The organism is Nocardia vaccinii NBRC 15922, assembly GCF_001613305.1.
Taxonomy (GTDB): domain Bacteria; phylum Actinomycetota; class Actinomycetes; order Mycobacteriales; family Mycobacteriaceae; genus Nocardia; species Nocardia vaccinii.
This window is the reverse complement of record NZ_BDCC01000039.1, coordinates 46,253-66,548: the sequence shown is the minus strand read 5'-3', so window position 1 is coordinate 66,548 and position 20,296 is coordinate 46,253. Positions and strand designations below refer to the sequence as shown.

The 20,296-nt window shown below is 67.7% G+C and carries 21 protein-coding genes and 1 pseudogene; 11 read left to right on the top strand and 11 right to left on the bottom strand.

Going from position 1 to position 20,296, the window contains the following annotated elements; translation table 11 throughout:
• Positions 1-49 precede the first annotated feature (49 nt).
• From NV1_RS46910 to NV1_RS25505, 3 genes and pseudogenes are all read right to left on the bottom strand, one after another.
• Positions 50-214, bottom strand: a pseudogene (locus NV1_RS46910) (transposase); the annotation flags it as partial.
• A 94-nt stretch (positions 215-308) separates the two neighbouring features.
• On the bottom strand, positions 309-1,505 hold the full coding sequence (locus tag NV1_RS25510) for a L,D-transpeptidase (protein ID WP_067896346.1): 1,197 nt from the start codon (positions 1,503-1,505) through the stop codon (positions 309-311).
• A gap of 110 nt (positions 1,506-1,615) precedes the next feature.
• Complete coding sequence (locus tag NV1_RS25505) at positions 1,616-2,722, bottom strand: UDP-N-acetylmuramate dehydrogenase (protein ID WP_373864652.1); 1,107 nt, start codon at positions 2,720-2,722, stop codon at positions 1,616-1,618.
• 26 nt (positions 2,723-2,748) lie between these two features.
• On the opposite strand from NV1_RS25505, the gene NV1_RS25500 reads away from it, so the two are divergent.
• From NV1_RS25500 to NV1_RS25490, 3 genes are read left to right on the top strand one after another with little or no spacing between them, the layout of a single operon-like run.
• Positions 2,749-3,240 (top strand): DUF2505 domain-containing protein, encoded by a 492-nt coding sequence (locus NV1_RS25500; protein WP_067896343.1) that lies wholly within the window; start codon positions 2,749-2,751, stop codon positions 3,238-3,240.
• A gap of 22 nt (positions 3,241-3,262) precedes the next feature.
• Entirely contained in the window at positions 3,263-3,778 is a 516-nt protein-coding gene (locus NV1_RS25495; RefSeq protein ID WP_067896340.1) for a DUF2505 domain-containing protein, read from the top strand.
• A complete protein-coding gene (locus NV1_RS25490) occupies positions 3,748-4,566 on the top strand; it encodes a methylase (RefSeq protein WP_067896337.1) in 819 nt (272 codons plus the stop codon). Before NV1_RS25495 ends, NV1_RS25490 begins: the two co-directional genes overlap by 31 nt.
• Before the next feature lie 133 nt (positions 4,567-4,699).
• Here the strand turns inward: NV1_RS25490 and NV1_RS25485 are convergent, their stop codons facing one another.
• Complete coding sequence (locus NV1_RS25485) at positions 4,700-5,383, bottom strand: type IV toxin-antitoxin system AbiEi family antitoxin (protein ID WP_245713915.1); 684 nt, start codon at positions 5,381-5,383, stop codon at positions 4,700-4,702.
• Between the two features lie 115 nt (positions 5,384-5,498).
• Between NV1_RS25485 and NV1_RS25480 the strand changes: the two genes are divergently transcribed.
• On the top strand, positions 5,499-6,233 hold the full coding sequence (locus tag NV1_RS25480) for an LmeA family phospholipid-binding protein (RefSeq protein WP_067896334.1): 735 nt from the start codon (positions 5,499-5,501) through the stop codon (positions 6,231-6,233).
• A gap of 9 nt (positions 6,234-6,242) precedes the next feature.
• On the opposite strand, the gene deoC is transcribed toward NV1_RS25480, so the two are convergent.
• A complete protein-coding gene (gene deoC / locus NV1_RS25475) occupies positions 6,243-6,929 on the bottom strand; it encodes a deoxyribose-phosphate aldolase (RefSeq protein WP_067896331.1) in 687 nt (228 codons plus the stop codon).
• Positions 6,930-7,378: 449 nt separating this feature from the next.
• Between deoC and NV1_RS25470 the strand changes: the two genes are divergently transcribed.
• Both NV1_RS25470 and purU read left to right on the top strand, forming a co-directional pair.
• Positions 7,379-7,894 carry a GNAT family N-acetyltransferase gene (locus NV1_RS25470; RefSeq protein ID WP_067896328.1) on the top strand — a complete coding sequence of 172 codons (516 nt, stop codon included), beginning with the start codon at positions 7,379-7,381 and terminating at the stop codon, positions 7,892-7,894.
• A gap of 165 nt (positions 7,895-8,059) precedes the next feature.
• On the top strand, positions 8,060-8,941 hold the full coding sequence (purU, locus tag NV1_RS25465) for a formyltetrahydrofolate deformylase (protein WP_067896325.1): 882 nt from the start codon (positions 8,060-8,062) through the stop codon (positions 8,939-8,941).
• 304 nt (positions 8,942-9,245) lie between these two features.
• Here purU and NV1_RS25460 read toward each other — a convergent pair whose 3' ends face one another.
• The 6 genes from NV1_RS25460 to NV1_RS25435 form a co-directional block, all read right to left on the bottom strand.
• The gene (locus NV1_RS25460; RefSeq protein WP_067896322.1) at positions 9,246-10,259 is read right to left on the bottom strand and encodes an alpha/beta fold hydrolase; all 1,014 of its coding nucleotides are present in this window, start codon (positions 10,257-10,259) and stop codon (positions 9,246-9,248) included.
• Between the two features lie 127 nt (positions 10,260-10,386).
• Complete coding sequence (locus NV1_RS25455) at positions 10,387-11,406, bottom strand: alpha/beta fold hydrolase (RefSeq protein WP_067896319.1); 1,020 nt, start codon at positions 11,404-11,406, stop codon at positions 10,387-10,389.
• Positions 11,407-11,477: 71 nt separating this feature from the next.
• Entirely contained in the window at positions 11,478-11,759 is a 282-nt protein-coding gene (locus NV1_RS25450; protein ID WP_067896437.1) for a DUF2516 family protein, read from the bottom strand.
• Between the two features lie 94 nt (positions 11,760-11,853).
• Positions 11,854-12,525, bottom strand: coding sequence for a heparin-binding hemagglutinin (locus NV1_RS25445; RefSeq protein ID WP_067896316.1), 672 nt, complete (start codon positions 12,523-12,525; stop codon positions 11,854-11,856).
• Positions 12,522-13,058: a helix-turn-helix domain-containing protein gene (locus NV1_RS25440; protein WP_084525759.1), complete on the bottom strand. Its 537-nt coding sequence runs from the start codon at positions 13,056-13,058 to the stop codon at positions 12,522-12,524. Before NV1_RS25440 ends, NV1_RS25445 begins: the two co-directional genes overlap by 4 nt.
• Positions 13,059-13,151: 93 nt before the next feature.
• Positions 13,152-14,414, bottom strand: a complete 1,263-nt coding sequence (locus NV1_RS25435; protein WP_084525767.1) for a DUF445 domain-containing protein — start codon at positions 14,412-14,414, stop codon at positions 13,152-13,154.
• Between the two features lie 404 nt (positions 14,415-14,818).
• Between NV1_RS25435 and NV1_RS25430 the strand changes: the two genes are divergently transcribed.
• The 5 genes from NV1_RS25430 to NV1_RS25410 all read left to right on the top strand — a co-directional run bounded on the left by NV1_RS25430 (position 14,819) and on the right by NV1_RS25410 (position 20,269).
• Positions 14,819-15,481 carry a TetR/AcrR family transcriptional regulator gene (locus NV1_RS25430; protein WP_245713914.1) on the top strand — a complete coding sequence of 221 codons (663 nt, stop codon included), beginning with the start codon at positions 14,819-14,821 and terminating at the stop codon, positions 15,479-15,481.
• A gap of 406 nt (positions 15,482-15,887) precedes the next feature.
• The gene (locus NV1_RS25425; protein ID WP_084525757.1) at positions 15,888-17,423 is read left to right on the top strand and encodes an ABC1 kinase family protein; all 1,536 of its coding nucleotides are present in this window, start codon (positions 15,888-15,890) and stop codon (positions 17,421-17,423) included.
• 13 nt (positions 17,424-17,436) lie between these two features.
• Positions 17,437-18,714 carry a saccharopine dehydrogenase family protein gene (locus tag NV1_RS25420; protein ID WP_245713913.1) on the top strand — a complete coding sequence of 426 codons (1,278 nt, stop codon included), beginning with the start codon at positions 17,437-17,439 and terminating at the stop codon, positions 18,712-18,714.
• Between the two features lie 79 nt (positions 18,715-18,793).
• A complete protein-coding gene (locus NV1_RS25415) occupies positions 18,794-19,426 on the top strand; it encodes a class I SAM-dependent methyltransferase (protein WP_067896307.1) in 633 nt (210 codons plus the stop codon).
• A 165-nt stretch (positions 19,427-19,591) separates the two neighbouring features.
• Positions 19,592-20,269 (top strand): ESX secretion-associated protein EspG, encoded by a 678-nt coding sequence (locus NV1_RS25410; protein WP_067896304.1) that lies wholly within the window; start codon positions 19,592-19,594, stop codon positions 20,267-20,269.
• The last annotated feature ends 27 nt before the right edge of the window (positions 20,270-20,296 follow it).

Genomic DNA, 20,296 nt, shown 5'->3' with positions numbered 1-20,296 from the left:
CCTCGCCACGTCGGCCACCACTCATGACCAGTCGATCAGAGCTCAGGCCGCCCAACTCGTCGAGCACCGCCCTATGCAGCCGCCGCCACACGCCAGCTTTCGTCCACACCATGAACCGCCGATGCGCCGTCGGCACGCTCGCCCCGAACGCCGGCGGCAGCATCCGCCATGCCCAACCGCTGCTCAGCACAAACACCCCCGCCGTGAGCACCGCCCATCCTTGACAACCACGCCAATCGCAAGCTATTTCGATGCGAATACATGGAGTTACCCCGTGCATTTTCGAATCAGTTGTGCGGGTAGGAGATTCAGTTGCCCCCCGGCGGCCCGGGAGCGATCGGCGTGGCGGAGACGACGGGTGCGGGCTGGCCGTGCAACGCCGACATCGACTGCCACTTGTCCCAGGAGATCGTCCAGTCGTAGATGTCGCCGTCGGCGGCCGACAGGGCGATGGAGGTGCCGGTGACCTCGACCGGATCGCCGTAGAGGGCGGTCGGGAAGTACTTCTGGGCATCGGCGGTGCCGAGGTTGATGCAGCCGTTGGTGACGTTCGAATTACCTTGTGCGCCAGCGGACATCGGGTTGGCATGGATGAATTCGCCGTTGTTCGAGATGCGCACGGCCCAGCGCTCGCGAGCATTGGTGTAGAACGGCGGATTCGACATCGTGAAATCCTCGTACTTCTCGGTCACCACGTGGATGCCCGAGCGGGTCACGTTGCGCTTCTCATTGCCCTCGCCGTAGCTGCACGCGAAATCGAACAGCGTCGAACCGTCGCGGATCACCTGCACCCGGTGCGTCTGCGCGGCGCCCTTGACGATCTGACTGCGGCCGATCTTGAACGAGGAGGTCAGATCGGAGTCGCCGTAGTTGCCGCCGCCCATGTCCAGCCCGTACAACTTTGCCGCGAACTCGACCGTCGTCCCGGGCGCCCAGTACTCCTTGGGCCGCCAGTGCGCCCGCGAACCGCCGTTGTCGTCCGGCAGCCACGCCCAGCCGCCCTCGGTGGGCGGATTGGTGGTGACGGTGAACGACTTCTCCACCGCGGCCTTGTTCGTCACATGACTCTTGAACTGCAGCATGATCGGCGCGGCGATGCCGACCTCCTGACCGTCGCCGACGTTCACCGTCGCGGGCACGGTCTGCTTCGGCGACACCGTGCTGAACTTGCCGTCGATCGCGACGGGTTTACCGTCCGTGCCGACCGCGGTGCCCGACCAGGTGTAGGTCACGCCGTAGCCGAGCGGTTCGCCGATCCGGTAACTGGTCTTGTCCGGGGAGAGCGTGCCGGTTACCTGCTTACCGCCCGCATTGCTCAGCGCGATTCGTTCGATCGTGCCGTTGGCGACCTTGGCCGAGATCGGCGCGACCGGATTCACATCGGCGGCGCCCGCGCCCGGCTCGAAGGTCACCTCGGCGACCGGAGCCTTCTGCCGCGCGGAACCACCACCCCCGCTGCCGCTCGAACATCCGGCCACGAACGCGGCCGCCGCCAGCTGAGCCATCCCCGCGAGCGCGGCGCGTCGGCTGGTAACTCGTCGAATGTTCACTTCCGCGAATCTACCGCGTAAGTTTTCCGGCTCCGACCGAGTTTCGGGTGGTGCGCGCCACGCGCTCAGAGTGTCGAACCGACGATGACCGGCTCGGGTTCCAGGCGAATCCCGAAGCGTTCCGCGACGCCGTCACGCACGGTGCGAGCCAGCTCGAGCAGGTCCGCGGCGCTGGCATCACCCCTGTTGGTCAGTGCCAACGTGTGTTTCGTGGACAGCCGGGCGCGGGCGGAGTCACCCGGGTACCCCTTGCCGAATCCGGCCCGTTCGATCAACCAGCCCGCGGAGAACTTCACACCCGTTACCGACGGGTAGGCAGGGACTGTGACATCCCCCACATGACGTGCGATGGCCGCGCGCACCTCATCCTCCCGCTCCGGCGGCACCACCGGATTGGTGAAGAACGATCCGGCGCTCCAGGTGTCGTGATCCGCGGCGTCGAGCACCATGCCCTTACTCGCACGCAACCGCAGCACCGCCTCGCGCACCTGTTCCGCCGGACGGGTTTCCCCCTCGGCGACGTCGAGGGCGGCGGCCAGCTCGCGATAGTTCAGCGGCGCGCTGCGCCCGTCGGGATGCAGGCCGAACTCGACGGCCAGCACCACCGACCGGTCACTGTGCTTGAGTACCGAGGTCCGATAGCCGAAGCCCAGTTCGTCCGGTGCGGCCCAACGGATCTCGCCGGACGCGCGATCCAGCAGCCGGACCCGCCGCAACAGCTGCGCGACCTCCACGCCGTACGCGCCGACGTTCTGCACCGGTGTCGCACCCGCCGAACCGGGAATCCCGGACAGACATTCCAGCCCGCCGAATCCGGCCGCGACACTAGCCGCGACCACCTCGTCCCATACCGCGCCCGCCTCGGCCACCACCCCGTCCGAGCCGAATTCGATTCCGCACGTACCGATCCGCACCACGACCCCGCCGAATCCCGCGTCGGCGACCAGCAGGTTCGACCCGCCCGCCAGCAACAGCACCGGAATCCCGGCCGCGTCCAGGGTGCGCACCGTCGCGACCAGCGCCTCGACGCTCTCGCAGTCCGCGACCGTCGCCGGACCGCCGACCCGCAGCGTGGTCAACTCGGCCAGCGGAACCGAATTGCGCACCCGCGCACCGGTTGCGGCCAGCAGTTCGGTCACGTCCTCGAACGGCACCACCTGAGATGTACGCACAGTCACAGACGGTAGCCTGTTCGACCATGGCGACACCTCTGGCCTTCACCACGAACTACCAGTTCTCGACCGCGGCCGTACGCGCGGCGTTCGCGGAGGAACAGTACTGGAAGGACCGCCTCGCCGAGGTCGGCGGCCCGGCCGCGCGCCTGGAATCGTTCCACTACGACGGTGAACAGCTGCGGGTGGCGATGGTGCAGTCCATCCCCGAGGCGGAACTTCCCAGCGCGCTGACCTCGGTCCGCCCCGGCGATCTGATCATTCCTCGCACCGAGACCTACTCCGAATCCCAGGAGGCCGGCGTCTTCGAGGCCCATGTGCAGGGCGCGCCCGCGGAGGTGCGCGGCACGGTCACCCTCACCGGTGACGACACCTATGTGCAGGCGGTCATCGAGGGCACCGTCGCGGTGAGCGTCCCGCTGTTCGGCAAGAAGATCGAGGCGGTCGTAGCCGAGAAGTTGCTGGAGCTGCTGGCGGCGGAGGCGGAATTCACCAGTACCTGGATCTCGAACCGCTGAGCGAGCAGTAACCTAACTCCTCATGCCCCGCCGACTCGCCTACTCAGCCCGTTATCCGCTGCACACCACCAAGGAGGTGTACGCGGCGCTGTGCGACCGCGCCTACTGGGATGCGCGGATGACGAAGATGCGCGAGTACTCGCCCAATGAGGTGATCTCGCTGGAGGCGGGCGACGGCGGTATCGAGGTGGTGCTCGAGCACGTCCTGCCGCGCCGCATGCTGCCCGATCTGGCGCAGACGGTGATGCGCAAGGATATGATCATCACCCGCACCGAGTCCTACGGGCCGTACTGCCCCGAGGTCACGGGCACGTTCGACGCGACGATTCCGTCCGCCCCGGGCAGCCTGTCCGGCAAGATGCACCTGTTCCCCACCGATACCGGCTGCACACTGCGCACCACGCCGACGGCGCGGGTGACCATCCCGCTGCTCGGGCCCAGACTCGAACAGATGATGCTGATCAATCTGATCGATCTGTTGCGCGCCGAGGCCGAATTCACCACGCAATGGCTGGAAGAGCAGAACCCGACGAGCTGAGGCGGCCCGGATCCGGTAAGCCGCTCGGCGCGATCACCCGCGGGACGACCGGGATCAACCGCTTGCGGCGCAGCGATCGCTGGCTGGTCCACGACGAACTGATCCGCACCCGGCTGCGCGAGGCGGCCGATCCGCTCGTGGTCGACCTGGGTTACGGAGCGAGCCCCGTGACGACGCTGGAGTTGGCCGCGCGGCTGCGCCGGGTACGCCCCGACCTGCGGGTGGTCGGACTCGAGATCGACCCCGACCGCGTCGTCGCCGGCCGCGACGGTGTGCGCTTCGCCCGCGGCGGTTTCGAACTCGCGGGGCTGCGCCCGGTTCTGGTGCGCGCGTTCAACGTGCTGCGGCAGTATCCCGAGGAAGCCGTCGCCTCGGCGTGGGCCACGGTCCTGGGCGGCCTGACGCCCGACGGTCTCCTGCTCGAGGGCACCTGCGACGAACTCGGCCGCCGCTGCGCCTGGATTCTGCTGGACCGTTCCGGCCCGCTGTCGCTCACCCTGTCCTGGGACCCGTTCACCGTCGACCGTCCCTCGGACCTGGCCGAACGCCTCCCCAAGGCCCTGATCCACCGCAACGTCCCCGGCGAGGCGATCCACACCCTGCTCGCCGCCGCCGACCGGGCCTGGGCCCGCGCCGCTCCGCTCGCCCCCTACGGCCCACGGGTCCGCTGGCGAGAGACCGCGGAAATCCTGCGCGAGAACGGATTTCCGGTCCGCCCTTACCGCCGCCGCATGCGCGACTGTGTCCTTTCGGTGCCCTGGAATGTGGTCGCGCCCGCAAACGCTTGAACCACAGCGATCTTCACCCCGTACCCCGCAGGGCGGTGGCGGGGCGATATGGACGAGCAGAGCAGCCGCGGCAAGCCGGGTAGTGCGGCCGCGGCAGGCCGTGCCGTTGGGTGTGCCCGCGCCACAACAGCATTCAAGCCCGATTCACGGACCGTCGAAGCCGGGCAGCGGCATGGGCGGGCAGAGTCGCCGCGGCGGTGTGGATTTCGTCGCCGTCGCAGCGGCGGATGGCGATCGCGTCGGCGACCAGCTCATCCAGGGCGATCTGGCCGATACCGGATTCGGCCAGATCCAGCACGGTGCGCAGGGGTGTGGTCACCAGGAACGTGCCCGCCGATTCGACGTCGTCGCGGCGCAACGTCCGGCGCAGCACGACCAGTCCGGGCGAGCTGGGCAGCCGCCCCCCGCTGACCGACATGTGCACGAAGCGCGGGCGCAACCGGCCCAGTCCGTGCAGTTCGGCCGCGCTGTGGTGGGAGACCGCGGCCGCGCCGTCGAACCAGGCCGACCACATCGCGTAGTCGTCCAGCGGCCCGGGCGGCCAATCGCCCAGCCGCATCAGCCCGACGCCGACGCGCAGCGCCCGGCCCTCGTCCAGTGCCGCGCGGATCAGCTCCTCACATCCGGCCCGGACCACCGTGCGAGTGGTGAAGTATCCGGCGTACCGGCCCGCCAGTCGCCGCAGCACCGACCACGCCTGCACCGGATCGCGCACCTGTCCCGCCACACTCGTCTGCCGACGTTCGCGCGGACCGGCGTTGTTGCGCGGATTACGGCCTCCGGGCCCGCTACTGGCGGCGCCGGCTTCCCTGGACATGCGATCCAGGCTACGCCCGGAGCATGTGCCGTATGTCACATTCGGGCACGACTCGCAATCGATCCTTCAACCGTTCCACAGAACGAACTCAGAAAGTTCGGGAAGAATCGCCTCCATGAGCCTTCCAGACACCGTGACCGCCGCGCCGCGCCGCGGCCGGAACGTGCGCAGGATTGTGCTGATCGTCGGAATCGTGATCGTGCTGGCTGTCGTCGGCACCGCGGTCGGCCTCGAAACCTATGCCCGCAAACACTTTTCGCAATGCATCGCGACCCAGCTCGAAAAGAGCCTCGGCACCAAGGTTTCGGTGAGCTTCGGCGCGAAACCACTGTTGCTGACCTATCTCGACCACAAGGTCGGCTCGGTCACGGTGTCCAGTGACGACGCCCAGTTCGGCCCGGCGGTCGATATGAAGGTGCGCGCCACGATCCACGACGTCGCGATGAACGGGAACAGCGTCACCGTCGCCAGTTCCGACGCGGAGGCCAACTGGAGCGATGACGGGATCGCCCAAACGCTGCAGGGCCTGATCTCGGGCGTCACGTCGAATCCGAGTTCGGGCACCCTGGATGTGAAGGTGCTCGGCGGTCTGGCGGATCTGCAGTTGACCCCGCACATCGTGGGTGACCAAATCCGGGTCGACACCAACAAGGCCACACTGCTCGGCGTGATCGGCATCCCCAACGATCTTGTCGACAACATCGTCAAGTCGATGACCCAGAGTCTGCAGAACTATCCGCTGGACATGCATCCGAAGCAGGTGACCGTCACCGACTCGGGTATCGATGTGAAACTCGCCGGCGGCGCGAGCACCATGCAGAGCGACCCGAACACCCAGGTGCGCTGTTGAGCCGGCGACCTACTCCGGAAATCCTTGCAGCACAGCTCGAGAGGCGGACATGCCGAGTCTGGTCGCCCCCGCGGCGATCAGCTCGGCCGCGAATTCGGCGGTGCGGATGCCGCCGCTGGCCTTGATGCCCAGTCGCCCGCCGACGGTAGCGGCCATGATTCGGACCGCACGCAGCTCGGCGCCGCCCGCGGGATTGAATCCGGTGGAGGTCTTCACGAAATCAGCGCCGGCGTGCTCGGCGGCGCGGCATACCTCGGCGATCGTCGCATCGGGCAGAACCGCGGATTCGATGATCACCTTCAGCACAGTGTCGTCACCGACTCCCTCGCGCACGGTGACGATATCGGCGAGGACCGCGTTGTAATCCCCCGCCAGCGCCGCGCCGACGTCGATGACCATATCGACCTCGGCCGCACCTTGCTCCACCGCCAGCCGCGCCTCACTGCCCTTGATCAGCGAATGATGTTTACCCGAAGGGAATCCCGCGACCGTCGCCACGACGAGTCCGGGAGCACGAACCGGCAGCATCGACGGCGACAGGCACACCGCGTAGACGCCCAGTTCCACGGCCTCGCCGATGGTCGCGGCGACGTCGGCGACGGTCGCCTCCGGGGCGAGCAGGGTGTGGTCGATCATCGCAGCCACCTCCCGGCGAGTGAGCACGCGTTCTCCGGACTGCGGCGAGGTTTCGGCCATGGGCACAGAGTCTGGCACATCGCCCGCCGGGCACTCGGCCCGTGCGGTCCGGTAGCGACTCCCAGCCCGCACGAAGCGACAGCCGGATGGGAAAGGCGACACGGCTCCGCGCGATCCGAGCACCCGCAGGGCCACATACGCCCCGAAGGGAGGCTCGGTCACACGCGATAACGGCGGCGATACGACGATCTGTGATGCGGCGGAACACCATCCGCGCAGGCATGCGCCCGCACGCGCTGCGCGGAGAGGCGCGCTCGCGTATGGTCCGCGCCACGACACGCCGGCGGGTCCGTGCGGTGGTGGTGCGCGCATGTGGGCGGCTGAGGCGGAACGAATTTCGTTGCGTTCGGGACCGCTCGTCCCGCACACTCGTGATGGCCGGTCGTGCGGGCAGCAGTCGTATCACCACGGATGCGGCCGGGCTCAGTCGAAGGGGAGGAGCGGTCAGCGTGCTGATCCGTCGTGAACGGACCGGCGACATTCCCGCGATCGATGCGGTGCATCGAGCCGCGTTCGCGCGGTCCGAGGCAGATACCGATCCCGCCGAGGTCGACCTGGTTCATCGCTTACGCACCGATTCCGGGTGGATGCCGACGTTGTCGCTGGTCGCGGAGGCGGGCAACCGGGTGGTCGGGCACGTCTGCCTCACCCGCGCCGGTGTGGGGCCGTATCCGGTGCTGGCCCTCGGCCCGATCGGAGTCCTGCCCGAACATCAGCGCAACGGCGTCGGCTCCGCGCTCATGCACGCCGCCCTCGGCGCGGCCGATGCCCTCGACGAACCGCTCGTCGGGCTGCTCGGCAGCCTGGAGTACTACCCCCGCTTCGGTTTCCAGCCCGGCTCCTGCCTCGGCATCGTTCCGGACGAACCCTCCTGGACCTCCCATTTCCAGGTCCGCCTCCTCACCGCCTACGAATCCGGTATGACCGGCGAGTTCCGCTATCCGGAGCCGTTCCACACACTCTGAACTCGCGCAGTCTTCGCCACCTGCGAGGATGGGGGCCATGTGCGAGCGTCTGAGTCAACCGCCGGAACGAAGGGCGCGTGTCGGCCGCCGAGCCGAGCGCACACGTGAATCCGCGACAACCGTGGTCGCGTGCCCGAGCACGCCCGGTAGTCGAGGAGTCGCGGTATGAGCGCGACGGATGACGATCGGCGTTTCGTATTGACGCTGGGATGTCCGGACCGGCCGGGAATCATCGCGCGGATCACCTCGTTCATCGCCGGGTTCGGCGGATCGATCATGGAGGCCGGATACCACTCGGATATCGACTCCGGGTGGTTCTTCACGCGGCAGGCGATCACCGCGGCGACGGTGCCGTTCGGACTGGACGAGTTGCGGACGCGGTTCGGCGAGGTCGCGGCGGAATTCGGACCGGAGACCGACTGGCAGCTGCTCGACTCGGGGGTGCGCAGGCGCGCGGTGCTACTGGTCAGCCGGGATGCGCACTGTCTGCACGATCTGCTGGGCCGCGCGACGAGCGGCGAACTGCCCGCGACCATCGAAACGGTGATCGGCAACCATCCCGACCTGGCCGATCTGACCAGGGCGCACGGCGTGGAATTCCACTACGTGCCGTTCCCGAAGGATCCGGCCGAACGCGGCCCGTCCTTCGCCCGGGTGCGCGAACTGGTCGACGCCCACGATCCGCATGCCGTGGTGCTGGCCAGATTCATGCAGGTCATGCCGCCGGACCTGTGCGAGCACTGGGCGGGCCGCGCGATCAACATCCATCACAGCTTCCTGCCGTCGTTCGTCGGAGCCCGCCCCTACCACCAGGCCTTCGCCCGCGGCGTCAAACTGATCGGCGCGACCTGCCACTACGTCACCGCCGAACTCGACGCCGGCCCCATCATCGAACAGGACGTCATCCGCATCGACCACGGCGACGAGGTCCGCGACATGGTCCGCCAGGGCCGCGACATCGAACGCGTCGTTCTGGCCCGCGGCCTGCGCTGGCACCTCGAAGGCCGCGTCCTCGTCCACGGCCGCAGAACGGTCGTCTTCAACTAGAAGCCCCAAAGCCCAACCCCCGCAACGTTTCCCGCCTCACATCCATCGATCGCTGACTTGCTCGGCGACCGAATGCGCATGTCCGCTCAGGCCAACACCTCGCATCGCGCACAGCAGCGAAGCGTCTCCATCCCGCTGGCAGTCGCCCGCGAAGCGAAAGGTTCAGCAAGGCCAACCCGCCGGAGCGAAGCGGAGGCCAAAAACACAGGGCCAAGACCGGGCGCCCTTGACCGGCCCTGGCAGGTGGCGGGACCGGGTCTCGCCACCGGCTTTTCCTGCGGACCGTCGCTCTCGGCGACGGCTTCTAACTGGCCAGCGACGAATTGCGGCGGGCTACGTGGGTCATGCGGCGGAGTTCGGCGTTGAATTCCGCGGCGGCCTCGAGGTTGACCAGGTGGCCGGTGGGGAGGGTGAGCAGGCGGTCGAGGGCGCCGGTTTCGGCGAGGATGTCGGCGATCTCGATCGAGTGGAGGGTGGGCAGGAGTTTGTCGTACTCACCGGCGATGACGCTGGTGGGAACGGTGATGTGCGATGCCGCCGTGCCGAGGTCGATGATGGACAGGTCGCGGGCCACCGCGCCGCGGACGGTCGGCGAGCAGGAACGGACGATGGAGAGGGCGAACTCGGCCAGTTCGGGATCGCAGTCGGGGGTCATGATGCGGGACTGGAACAGTTTGCGGGCGGCGGCGAATCCGGGCAGCGGCACCGGTGCGCCGAAGACGGTCTGCGCGACCCAGACCGGGGTCGGCAGGTGCCCGCCGATCACCGGAATGATGGTGGCGCGGCCGGGAATCTGCCGCGCGGCGGTCGTGGCCAGCAGGATCGCCGAGGCGCGCTGGGCGACCTGCTGCGGATAGCGCTGTGCCCAGGCCTGAATCGTCATCCCGCCCATGCTGTGCCCGACGAGCACGGCCCGCCGGCCGGGACGCAGGACCGCGTCCAGCACCGCGGAAAGATCGTCGGCCAGCTGATCTGCGCCGAATGCCCTTGTGCCCCAATCGCTCTCGCCATGGCCGCGCTGATCGTAGGCGATGACCCGGAACTCCCCGGCGAACTCGTTGATCTGCGGATTCCAGTACTCGACGCAGCACGACCAGCCGTGGATCAGCACGATCACATCGCCCTGCTCGGGACCGTAGGCGTGCACTCGCAGCCGGGCGCCGTCCTCGGTGACCACCGAAATATCCTCGGCCGACGGATGTGAATCCAACGACGCGATCCGATACTTACGGCCACGCAGACGTCCGCGATGGGCCGCGGCCAGCGCATCGGCGCCGGAGCGAAATCCGGTCACCGCCTCGGGCAGATTCGCCAGCATGAGCACTCCTTTGTGTCCTCTCGCACATTACCGCGCTAACACGGCGCTTGCTAGTGCAAGCACCGCCGCTACGGCGGCGAGTAACGAATTACCCACGAATCGGCCATCGGAACCTCATCCGCGATCCCTACGCCGTGGCCTCCCGCACCGGAAACGCGGCGCCCAGCACTCGCGCGAGTTCGACATTGAACGCCTCGACCGCCTCGACATTGCCCAGATGCCCGGTCGGCAGGACCACGAGACGATCGAGCGAACCGATTTCGGCGAGGATCAGCGCGATCCGCTCGGCATGCACCGGGGGCGTCAGATCATCGGCACTACCGGCGATCAGGGTGGTCGGCACCCGCAGCGACGCCGCCGAACGCTTCAGCGCCAGGTCCGCCAGCATCACCCCGAACAACGCCCGCACCCGTGTCGGGCAGGACCGCACGATGGACAGCGCGAAATCGGCCACGTCTCCGGTGGCGGCCAGGCTCATCACCTGCCGCCGGAAGATCCACCGCACCGGCCCGATCGGCGGGAACACCAGTGGCGCGCCGAGCAGGAATTTCGCGAGCGGAAGCAGCAGCGGCAACGGCAGCCCCCGCAGCGGCGGTACGACGCTGGTCTCCACGACCAGATCGCCGGCGGCGGTATTGGTCAACACCGCCGCGGCCGCGCGAGCGGCCACCTGATCCGGATACCGCCCGGCCCACGCCTGGATCGTCATCCCGCCGAGGCTGTGCCCGACCAGCACGGCCCGCTGGCCGGGGCGCAGGGCGGCGTCCAGTACCGCGGAAAGATCCCCGGCGAGCAGATCGGTCGTCAGCGGGCTGTGGCCCAATTCGCTCCCGCCGTGGCCGCGCTGGTCGTAGGCGATGACGCGATACTGCCCGGCGAAGGCGTTGATCTGTGGATTCCAATACTCGATACAGCAGGTCCAACCGTGCACGAGCACGATGACATCTTCGCTGTCGGGTCCGTAGGCGTGCACCCGCAGTGTGGTGCCGTCCGATGTGGTCACCGGTATGACCGCGCACGGCGCAGTCGGCGGATTGAACCTTTCATCGGCATAGGTCCGGGTGCGCAGGCGGGCGCGATGGGCGCGCATCCAGCGGCGAAAGAACTCCAGCAAACCCGCGATCCAGGTAGGCAACGTTGCCCGCATCGGGACACTCCCTTGTGTGTTACTTACCGATACAGTAACGCCACCGAGAGGGGCTTGCCAGTGCGAGCGCTCTACCAGCGCGGACCGCGCTGCACCTCATCGACCTTCGGCCGGACGTCGGCCAGATAGACGCCGGTCGCGACCACACCCGCGATGAGCCCGAACATGCCGAGGCTGAACCAGCCCAGCAGCGGCAGCCCGACCACGGCCGTAGCGACGGCCAGGATCGAGATCCAGATCGGCTTGGTGAGCTTGTCGACCGCCGTGAAAGCGTCGCGACGCTGACGGATGGCGTGGACCAACGCGAACAGGCAGGCACCCAGTGCGGCGATCTGAATCACCAACATGGTCATGCCGATCAGGGAGTACACACCCCCAATGATAGGAGAAACGCCCCCGCGCAGCCGGACGGTGCGCGGGGGCGTTCTCTCGGATCAGGAGCCGAGATTACTGCCTGGCCGTGGTCGAGGCCTTCTTCGCGGGCGCCTTCTTGGCCGGGGCCTTCTTGGCCGCAGCCTTCTTGACCTGGGTTTCCTCGGCCGGCGCCGCGTCGGCCGGGGCGGGCTCGTGCGTCACCTGGACGACCTCGGCGTCGACGACCGGCTCGGACTCGACCCGCTCCTCGACGGTGCCCAGCAGGCCGCGGGCCTGGTCCGACACCTTGCCGATGACGTCCTCGGCGCGGGTGACGACATCGGTGTAGATGCCCTCGACCTTCTCGAAACGCTCCTCGAAGGCCGGGTTGGCACGCAGCCGGTCCACGGTCTCCTCGCCGCGCGAGGCCAGATCCTGGTACAGGTCCACCAGCTGGCGGTAGTACTGGTCGACGGCCTTGCGCAGTTCCTCGGGGCTGAGCCGCTCACGCAGATCGGCCAGATCCTCGGGGAGCTCGTTGGGCAGGCCGGTCAGCCGCTGACGCAGCGTCTCGAACTGCTCCTGCGCGTCGGCGGGGAGGTTCGCGATGCGCTCGCGGGCCTCGTCCACGCGGCCGGTGACATCGACGGTGGCGGCGCGCTCGCGTACCTTGCCCACCAGATCGTTGACGGCGGCGTAGAGGGCATCCCCGGCGCCGACGGTCGCGTAGAGCGGTTTGGTCACGGTGAGTGTTGCTTCGGTCATGGTTCGTTCTCCTGGCGTGGCGGAACGTCGGTGGTAGTGCTCGGAACGGCGTTGTCCCTGGCCCCCCTGGGAACGCCCCCCTCGGATTCCGTTGCGTCCCCTGCGAATTCGTTCCCCGCATTCTCGCGGCGGAACGATTCGTAGATGTCCAGCAGCACCTGCTTCTGCCGCTCGGTGATCACCGAATCGGCCAGCAGTGCGTCCCGGACCGGGCTGTGCGGCCTCTGTTCGAGGTAGCCCGCCCGTATGTACAAAACCTCCGAGGACACCCGCAGACCCTTGGCGATCTGCGCGAGTACCTCGGCGGACGGGTTTCGCAATCCGCGCTCGATCTGACTGAGATACGGATTGCTGACCCCCGCCAGCTGTGCGAGCTGCCGTAGCGAGACCTGCGCGGCCTCTCGCTGCGACCGGATGAAGCTCCCGATGTCGTGCGCCGCGTTGGCTACGCGGGCCACCTTCTCGCCGAGATCCGCGGACGTCTCCACGGTTTGCTCGACATTCTGCTCGGGACCCTCGGGATCCTGTGCCATCACTCACCTTCCGGCGGTTGTGCGATCGATTCTAGGGCAGAGTGCTAGCTCTTGCAAGCACTCTGTTAGCACTTCTCGAGAGCGTGTCGGGACCTAGCCCGGCCAGCCGGGGAACAGTAGATGCGAAACGGCGTAGATCACCAGCCCGGCGAGCGAGCCGACCACCGTGCCGTTGATCCGGATGAACTGCAGATCACGCCCTGCCTGCAACTCGATCTTGCGGCTCGCCTCGTCGGCGTCCCACCGGGCCACGGTATCGCTGATCAATGTCGCGATCTCGGACCCGTAGTTCAACACCAGATAGCGCACACCGCGCTCGAGCCAGCCGTCCACCTTCTCGCGCATCTCGGTCTCGCGGACCAGGCGCTGTCCGAGTTGCTGCACGTTCTCGGTGGTCTTGCGCCGCAACGTGCTGTTCGGATCGTCGGCCGACTCCAGGACCAGCCGCTTGGCCGCCCGCCATGTCGCGCGGGCCATTCCGGTGATCTCCTCGCGGCCCATGATCTCGGCCTTGATCCGTTCGGCCTTGGCGATCATCGCCTCGTCGTGCTGCAGGTCGTCGGCGAACTGGTCGAGGAAGCGATCGGCCGCCAATCGCACCTCGTGATCGGGCTGCGAGCGGATCTTCCAGGTGAATTCCACCAATTCCCGGTAAACCCGTTCGGACAACATGACATTCACGAATTTCGGCGCCCAGGACGGCGCCTCGGTCGCCACGATCCGGTCGAGCGTCTCCTGACTGCCCAGCGCCCACTGGTGCGCACGCTCGGCCAGCAGGTCCAGCAGCGGGGCCTGCCGGTTCTCGGCCAGCAATTCGGTCAGCACCCGGCCGATCGGCGGCCCCCACTGCGGATCGGCGATGCGTTTGACGATGGTGTGATCGATGATCTGCTCGACGTCCTCGTCACGCAGCGCATCGATCACCGCGCGCAGAATCGTGGAGGATTCCTCCGACACCCGCGCGGCATGTTCCGGATCGGCCATCCATCGCCCCACCCGCAGCGAAATCTGCGCCGAATCCACCTTCGCCACAACGGTTTCCGGGGACAGGAAATTCGTCCGCACGAAATTGCCGAGGCTCTCGCCGAGCTGGTCCTTCTTCTTCCGGATGATCGCGGTGTGCGGAATGGGCAGCCCAAGCGGATGCCGGAACAGGGCGGTCACCGCGAACCAGTCCGCGAGCGCACCGACCATCCCCGCCTCCGAGGCCGCGCGCACGTACCCCACCCAGTTGCCGCCCGCACCGCGCGCGCCGATCCAGCAGCACACCAGATAGATGATCGTCGCCGCGGCCAGGAAGGCCGTGGCGACGAACTTCATCCGGCGCAGATCGCGACGTTTACCCGAATCGTCCATCAGCTCGGCGAAGGAGCCGGGCGGATCCCGCCGGACCGGCCCACCTGTGGCATTTTTCACTCCCCGAGACGGTCCGGACCGACCGTCCGAAGCGCTCGGAGCGGGCGACTCGGACAAGGCGAGCGCCGTGCCGGTAACGCCTGTCCGCACCGGTTCGGGGCCCGTGGACACTGCATCGGCCCCGCGTGAGGCACTGCCGGGAGATTGCTCCATATTTCCATTCTGATCCGCTCATCCGACGCGGACGGTTCGGGCCGCCTTCGGTACCCGCTCGAAGTGGCGTCAGCGAACTCGGAACATCGCCGATCGGAAAGACCTAAGCTGGAGTGGCCCCGTACCCGACACGAGGAGTCACCCTGTCCACCGAAGCCGCCCCCAAAACCAGCCCGGCGCGTACGGTCCGGGTGGACGGTCGCAAGCGGCGCTGGCATCAGCACAAGATCGACCGGCGCGAGGAATTGGTCGACGGCACCCTGGCGGCGATTCGCAAGCGGGGCGGCGATGTCGGCATGGACGAGATCGCGGGCGAGATCGGCGTGTCCAAAACTGTTCTGTACCGGTACTTCTCGGACAAGAACGACCTGACCCGCGCCACCATGGAGCGGTTCATCGAGACCACGCTGATGCCGCGCATCTACGACGCGATCAGCGACGATCTGGACGAATATCAGCTGGTCCGCAACACCCTGGCCGCGTACGTGCACACCGTCGACGCCGATACCGACGTGTACCGGTTCATCATGGGTTACGGCTCCTCCACCGACAAATCCACGCTGGCGGACTTCGAGAAGCTCTTCGCCGACATCGTCGCCGCGGTCCTGCGTGACAAGGCATTCGGCCGCCACATCGAGACCGAGGGCGTCGAGCTGTACTCGTACGTCCTGGTCGGCGGCGTCCAGCTGGCGACGGACTGGTGGATCAGCAATCGCGGCATGTCGGCGGACACCATGCTCGACCACCTGACCATGATGGCGTGGAGCGCGATCGAGGGTATGGTCCGCGCGGGCGGCTCCCCCGCACGCTTCAACTCCACCCCGCACAGCCTGCCCGAACCCGACGACGCTTGACCCAGCTCCCCGCATCGGTAAATCTGATGTCGGGAGACCGCGCCATCAGGTCGCCCAACTGTGCAGAGGTAACACCCAAGCCCCTGAGATCCAGCCTGCGCGGGTGCCAACGCCCGGCAGCAAACCCGCCGCGCACCCACGACCGGCAGATAAGACGTGCAGCAGCAGGGAAGAACATGGGTAACTCAACGGGAACACTCGGAACTCGACCGGGCACCCGACCGCCGGCCCGGAACGCGAATCCCGCCACACCCCACGGCACGCCGACGTCGCGGAGAGGCGGGCAAGCACATGGGTAACCCCTCGGGAACGCCCGAAGCTCGACCGGGCACCCGACCGCCGGCCCGGAACGCGAATCCCGCCACACCCCACGGCACGCCGACGTCGCGGAGAGGCGGACGAGCACATGGGTAACTCACCGGGAGCGGCCGAAGATCCGCAGGAGCCACGACCGACGGCTCGAAGCGAAGGTCGCCCGGCGTCCGGAGACGCGCAGAAGACGCGGCGAGGCGAGCGGGCGATTCCCACCTCGCGGCTCGCCCGGGGGACCAAGCTCGGTGTCGCCGTCGCCGGAAATGTGTTGCGCGCGCAGAAGACTCGGCGTTCGATGCGCGGTCGCTCCGAAGAGGTGCGCGCCCGCATGGCCGAGGAGTCCACGATCCGCGCGGCCGAACAGCTGGTCATCGTGCTGGGCACCATGAAGGGTGTCGCGATGAAGCTCGGGCAGATCCTGTCGGTCCTGGACATGGACGTCGTGCCGACCCAGCACCGGGAACGTTTCCAGCATCGGCTCGCGGTCCTGCGCGACAGCGCGCCCAAGGTTTCCTTCGAGACGATGCGCGAACTCATCGAGACCGATTACGGCCGCCCGCTGAACGAACTGTTCGCCGAATTCGAGCCCGAACCGATCGCCGCGGCCTCCATCGGCCAGGTGTACCGCGCGCGGCTGCACGACGGCCGCGAGGTGGCGGTGAAGGTGCAGTATCCGGGCATCGATGCCGCGGTGCGCGCGGATCTGAAGAATCTGGCCATGTTCCGGCGCATCCTGGCCTCGGCGATGCCGTGGGTGACCCCGGCCGTGCTGGACGAGTTGCGCCTGCACCTGGAGAGCGAACTCGACTACACCACCGAGGCCGCCACCCAGCGTCAGATCGCCGAGCTCTACGCCGACCACCCGTTCATCGCGATCCCGACCAGCATGCCGGATCTGTCCAGCACCCACGTGCTGGTGAGCGAGTTCTTCCCCGGCCGCGGATTCGAGGAGATCCGGGAACTGCCCGCGGCCGAACGCAACCGGGTCGGCGAGATCATCTACCGCTTCTACGTGGGTTCGCTCTACACCTTCGGCGAATTCTGCGGCGATCCCCATCCGGGCAACATCCTGCTCGGCGAGGACGGGCGGGTGGCCTTCCTGGACTTCGGTCTCTACAACCGGATGCGCCCCGCCGACGTGCAGTTCGAGCTGACCTGCATCCGGGCCGCGGCCGAGGATCGCGCGGAAGATCTGCGTACGCTGATGATCGATCACGGCATCATCGATTCGCCGGAGGAGGTGACGGCCGAGGAATGTCTGGAGTACTGCCTGTCCGCGATCGAGTGGGCGCTGCTGGACGAAGATCTGACCATCACCCCCGAACTGGCCAGCGGGGCGGCCGTGCTGGCGATCGACCCGCGCGCCACCGAGCACGCCGGGATGAAGCAGCAGACCCTGCCCCCGGAACACCTGTTCTCGCGGCGCGCGGATTTCATGACGTTCGGGGTGCTGGGACAGTTGCAGGCCACGAACAACTGGCATCGCATCGCGCGGGAGTGGATCTACGGCGACACCCCGGTCACCGAATTGGGCAAGGCCCACCATGCCTGGCAGGCTCAGCGGCCCGCACCCGCGCCGAGTACGAAGGTATCCGCGTCGAAGTCCGGAAAACGGCGCGGCAAGGCATGATTCGCCTCATCAGATGGGAACGTCCATGACCCCGGAGAACACCGAGAACAACGCCGACCGGGAATTCGACCTCGTCCTGTACGGCGCGACGGGTTTCGTCGGCAGGCTGACCGCGCGGTATCTGACCGAAGCGGCGCCCGCGGACGCGCGCATCGCACTGGCCGGGCGTTCGGCGGAGAAATTGGCCGCGACGCGTGCCGAACTCGGCCCGGTCGCCGCCGACTGGCAACTGCTGGTGGCGGATTCGGCCGATCAAGACGCACTCGACGCGCTCGCCGCCCGGACCAGGGTCGTGGTCACCACCGTCGGCCCGTACCTGCGCTACGGCACCGGGATGGTCCGCGCATGCGCCGCGGCGGGCACGCATTACGCCGATCTGACCGGTGAGCCGCTGTTCATCCGCGACTGCATCGATCGATTCCACGACACCGCCGCCCGCACCGGCGCGAAAATCGTGAATTCCTGTGGCTACGACTCGATTCCGTCGGATCTGAGCGTGTATCGGCTGTACCGGCGCAGCGTCGAGGACAACGCCGGCGAGCTCACCGACACCACGCTGGTCGCTTGGCTGAAGGGCGGCGCGAGCGGCGGCACGATCGATTCCGGACGCGCGATGATGGAGGAGATCGCCCAGAACCCCTCCCGGGGATCCATTCTGTCCCACCCGTATTCGCTGAGTCCGGACAAGGCGATGGAACCCGAGGTGGGCCGCCAGACCGATCAGGCCCTGCAGCGCGCCTCGACGATCGATCCGAGTCTGCGCGGCTGGGTCGCGACCTTCGTCATGGCCGGTCACAACACCAAGATCGTGCGTCGGACCAACGGTCTGCTGGGTTGGGTGTACGGCAAGAACTTCCGGTACCGGGAGGTGATGAGCGCGGGCAGCTCACCGTTGTCCCCGCTGGTGGCGGCCGGTATCTCGGGTGGCGTGGCCGTGACGATGGTGGCCGGTGCGCTGTTGTCGCGCATTCCGCTGGGCCGTCGGCTGCTGGACCGCCTGCTGCCCGCACCGGGCACCGGGCCGGACGAGAAATCCCGCAACAGCGGCTGGTACACCATGAAGACGTTCGCGCACACCACTTCCGGCGCGAAATACGTGTGCACATTCGCCGGTCGGGGCGATCCGGGTTATCAGGCGACCGCGGTGATGCTCGGCGAATCCGGCCTGTGCCTGGCCTTCGACGAACTGCCCGAACTCGCGGGCGTGCTGACTCCCGGATCGGCCATGGGCGATCCGCTCACCGACCGGCTGCGGGCCGCGGACATCACGATCGAGGTCGCGCCCGCCTGACCCCGCACGACCTGCCTTCGCACAATCTGCTTTTGCACCACCAGCTTTCGCACCACCTGATTCGGAAAGAGCTACATCGTTGAACCTCGCTCGGCGCCTGATGAACCATCCCGCCTTCGCACTCGTCTACGAAAGAGTCTGGCGCCCGACGAGTTTCTTCCTCGTCTCCGGACGGACCATGCGGGCCGACCGTGCCGACGCCGTCCGCACACTGCAACTGGACCGAGCCCGAACCGTACTCGATATCGCCTGTGGGCCAGGGAATTTCACGCGTCACCTGAGCGCACATCTCGCCGTCGGCGGTCATGCCGTCGGCATCGACATGTCGGTCGCGATGCTGCGCCAGGCTCGTGCCGACAACGCCGGCCCGGAGGTGAGTTATGTGCGCGGCGACGCGCAGCGACTCCCGTTCCCCGACGGCAGTTTCGATGCGGTGTGCTGTTTCGGTGCGCTGTACCTGATTCCCGATCCCCTGACCGCGGCGCAGGAGATGATCCGGGTCCTGGCCCCGGGCGGTCGGATCGCGGTCAGCACCAGCCATCGCCACGAGAACTGGTTCGGCCGGGCGGTCACGGCGATCTTCGGGACCATCGGGTTGCGGTTCTTCCACGGCGATGAGTTCCCCAAGCTGTTCGCCGAGGCCGGGCTGATCGATGTCCGGCAGCGAGTGCATGGTCTGCTGCAGTATCTCGACGCCAGCCGCCCGGCCTGAAAAGTATTCCACGCCAGCGAGATCGGGCATGTCATAGATCACACGCAGGAGGTCTCGGCGGGAGGATCACAGGTCCGGTAATGTCGCGGTGGACCGCCGGAGCACCGCGGAGGCAGACATCACTCTCATCCGATCCCATCGTCGTTCGCCCGAAGGCCGCGACTAGTGCGATGGGTTCTCACTCCGGACGAGTTCGCGCACGTCTGGACCACCGAAACCGGCCTGGATTTCCGGCCCTACCCGGTCAATGCGGCCATTCCGGCCACACCCGCCCCCGGTCTGCGGCAACAGTACGCCCGCAACACCGACCCCGATCTGTCCGCGGCGCTGCTGCTGTGCGCCCGCACCGACACCACCACGCTCACCGTCTCCGGGGAACGTTCCGTCCCCGGCGCCGCGCCCGACCGGATTCTGGCCTGCGCCGCAGTCACGCTGACACACGCCGCGATCCTGATCGCGCGGGGTGAGTCGATCGTGGTGACGCTCGGTCCCGCACAGGCGATCGGCGATCATCTGGTCGAGGTGATCGGTTCGGCCCCCGCCGGGCGCACCGCGGTGATGCGCGAGGCGCAGCGGGCGGTGCTGGTGAGCGGCCGCCATCCCATACCGGCCGGTCCGGCCAGGTTCCAGCGCGCGCTGCGCGCGCCGGTCGATTCGCGCGGCATCGTCACCGTGACCACCGCCCCGCACAATCCGGCCCCGCCACCGACCCGGCACCGCACCTGGCTCGACGTCGCGGGAGACGGCCGTTATCTGCTCACCACCGCCGACCAGCTGACCCTCACTCCGGTCGACGACGACGCGTTCGCCGCACAACTACGTCAGCTCGCCGGTCTGCACTGACCGGCATCAGCCAGGACACGCACACCC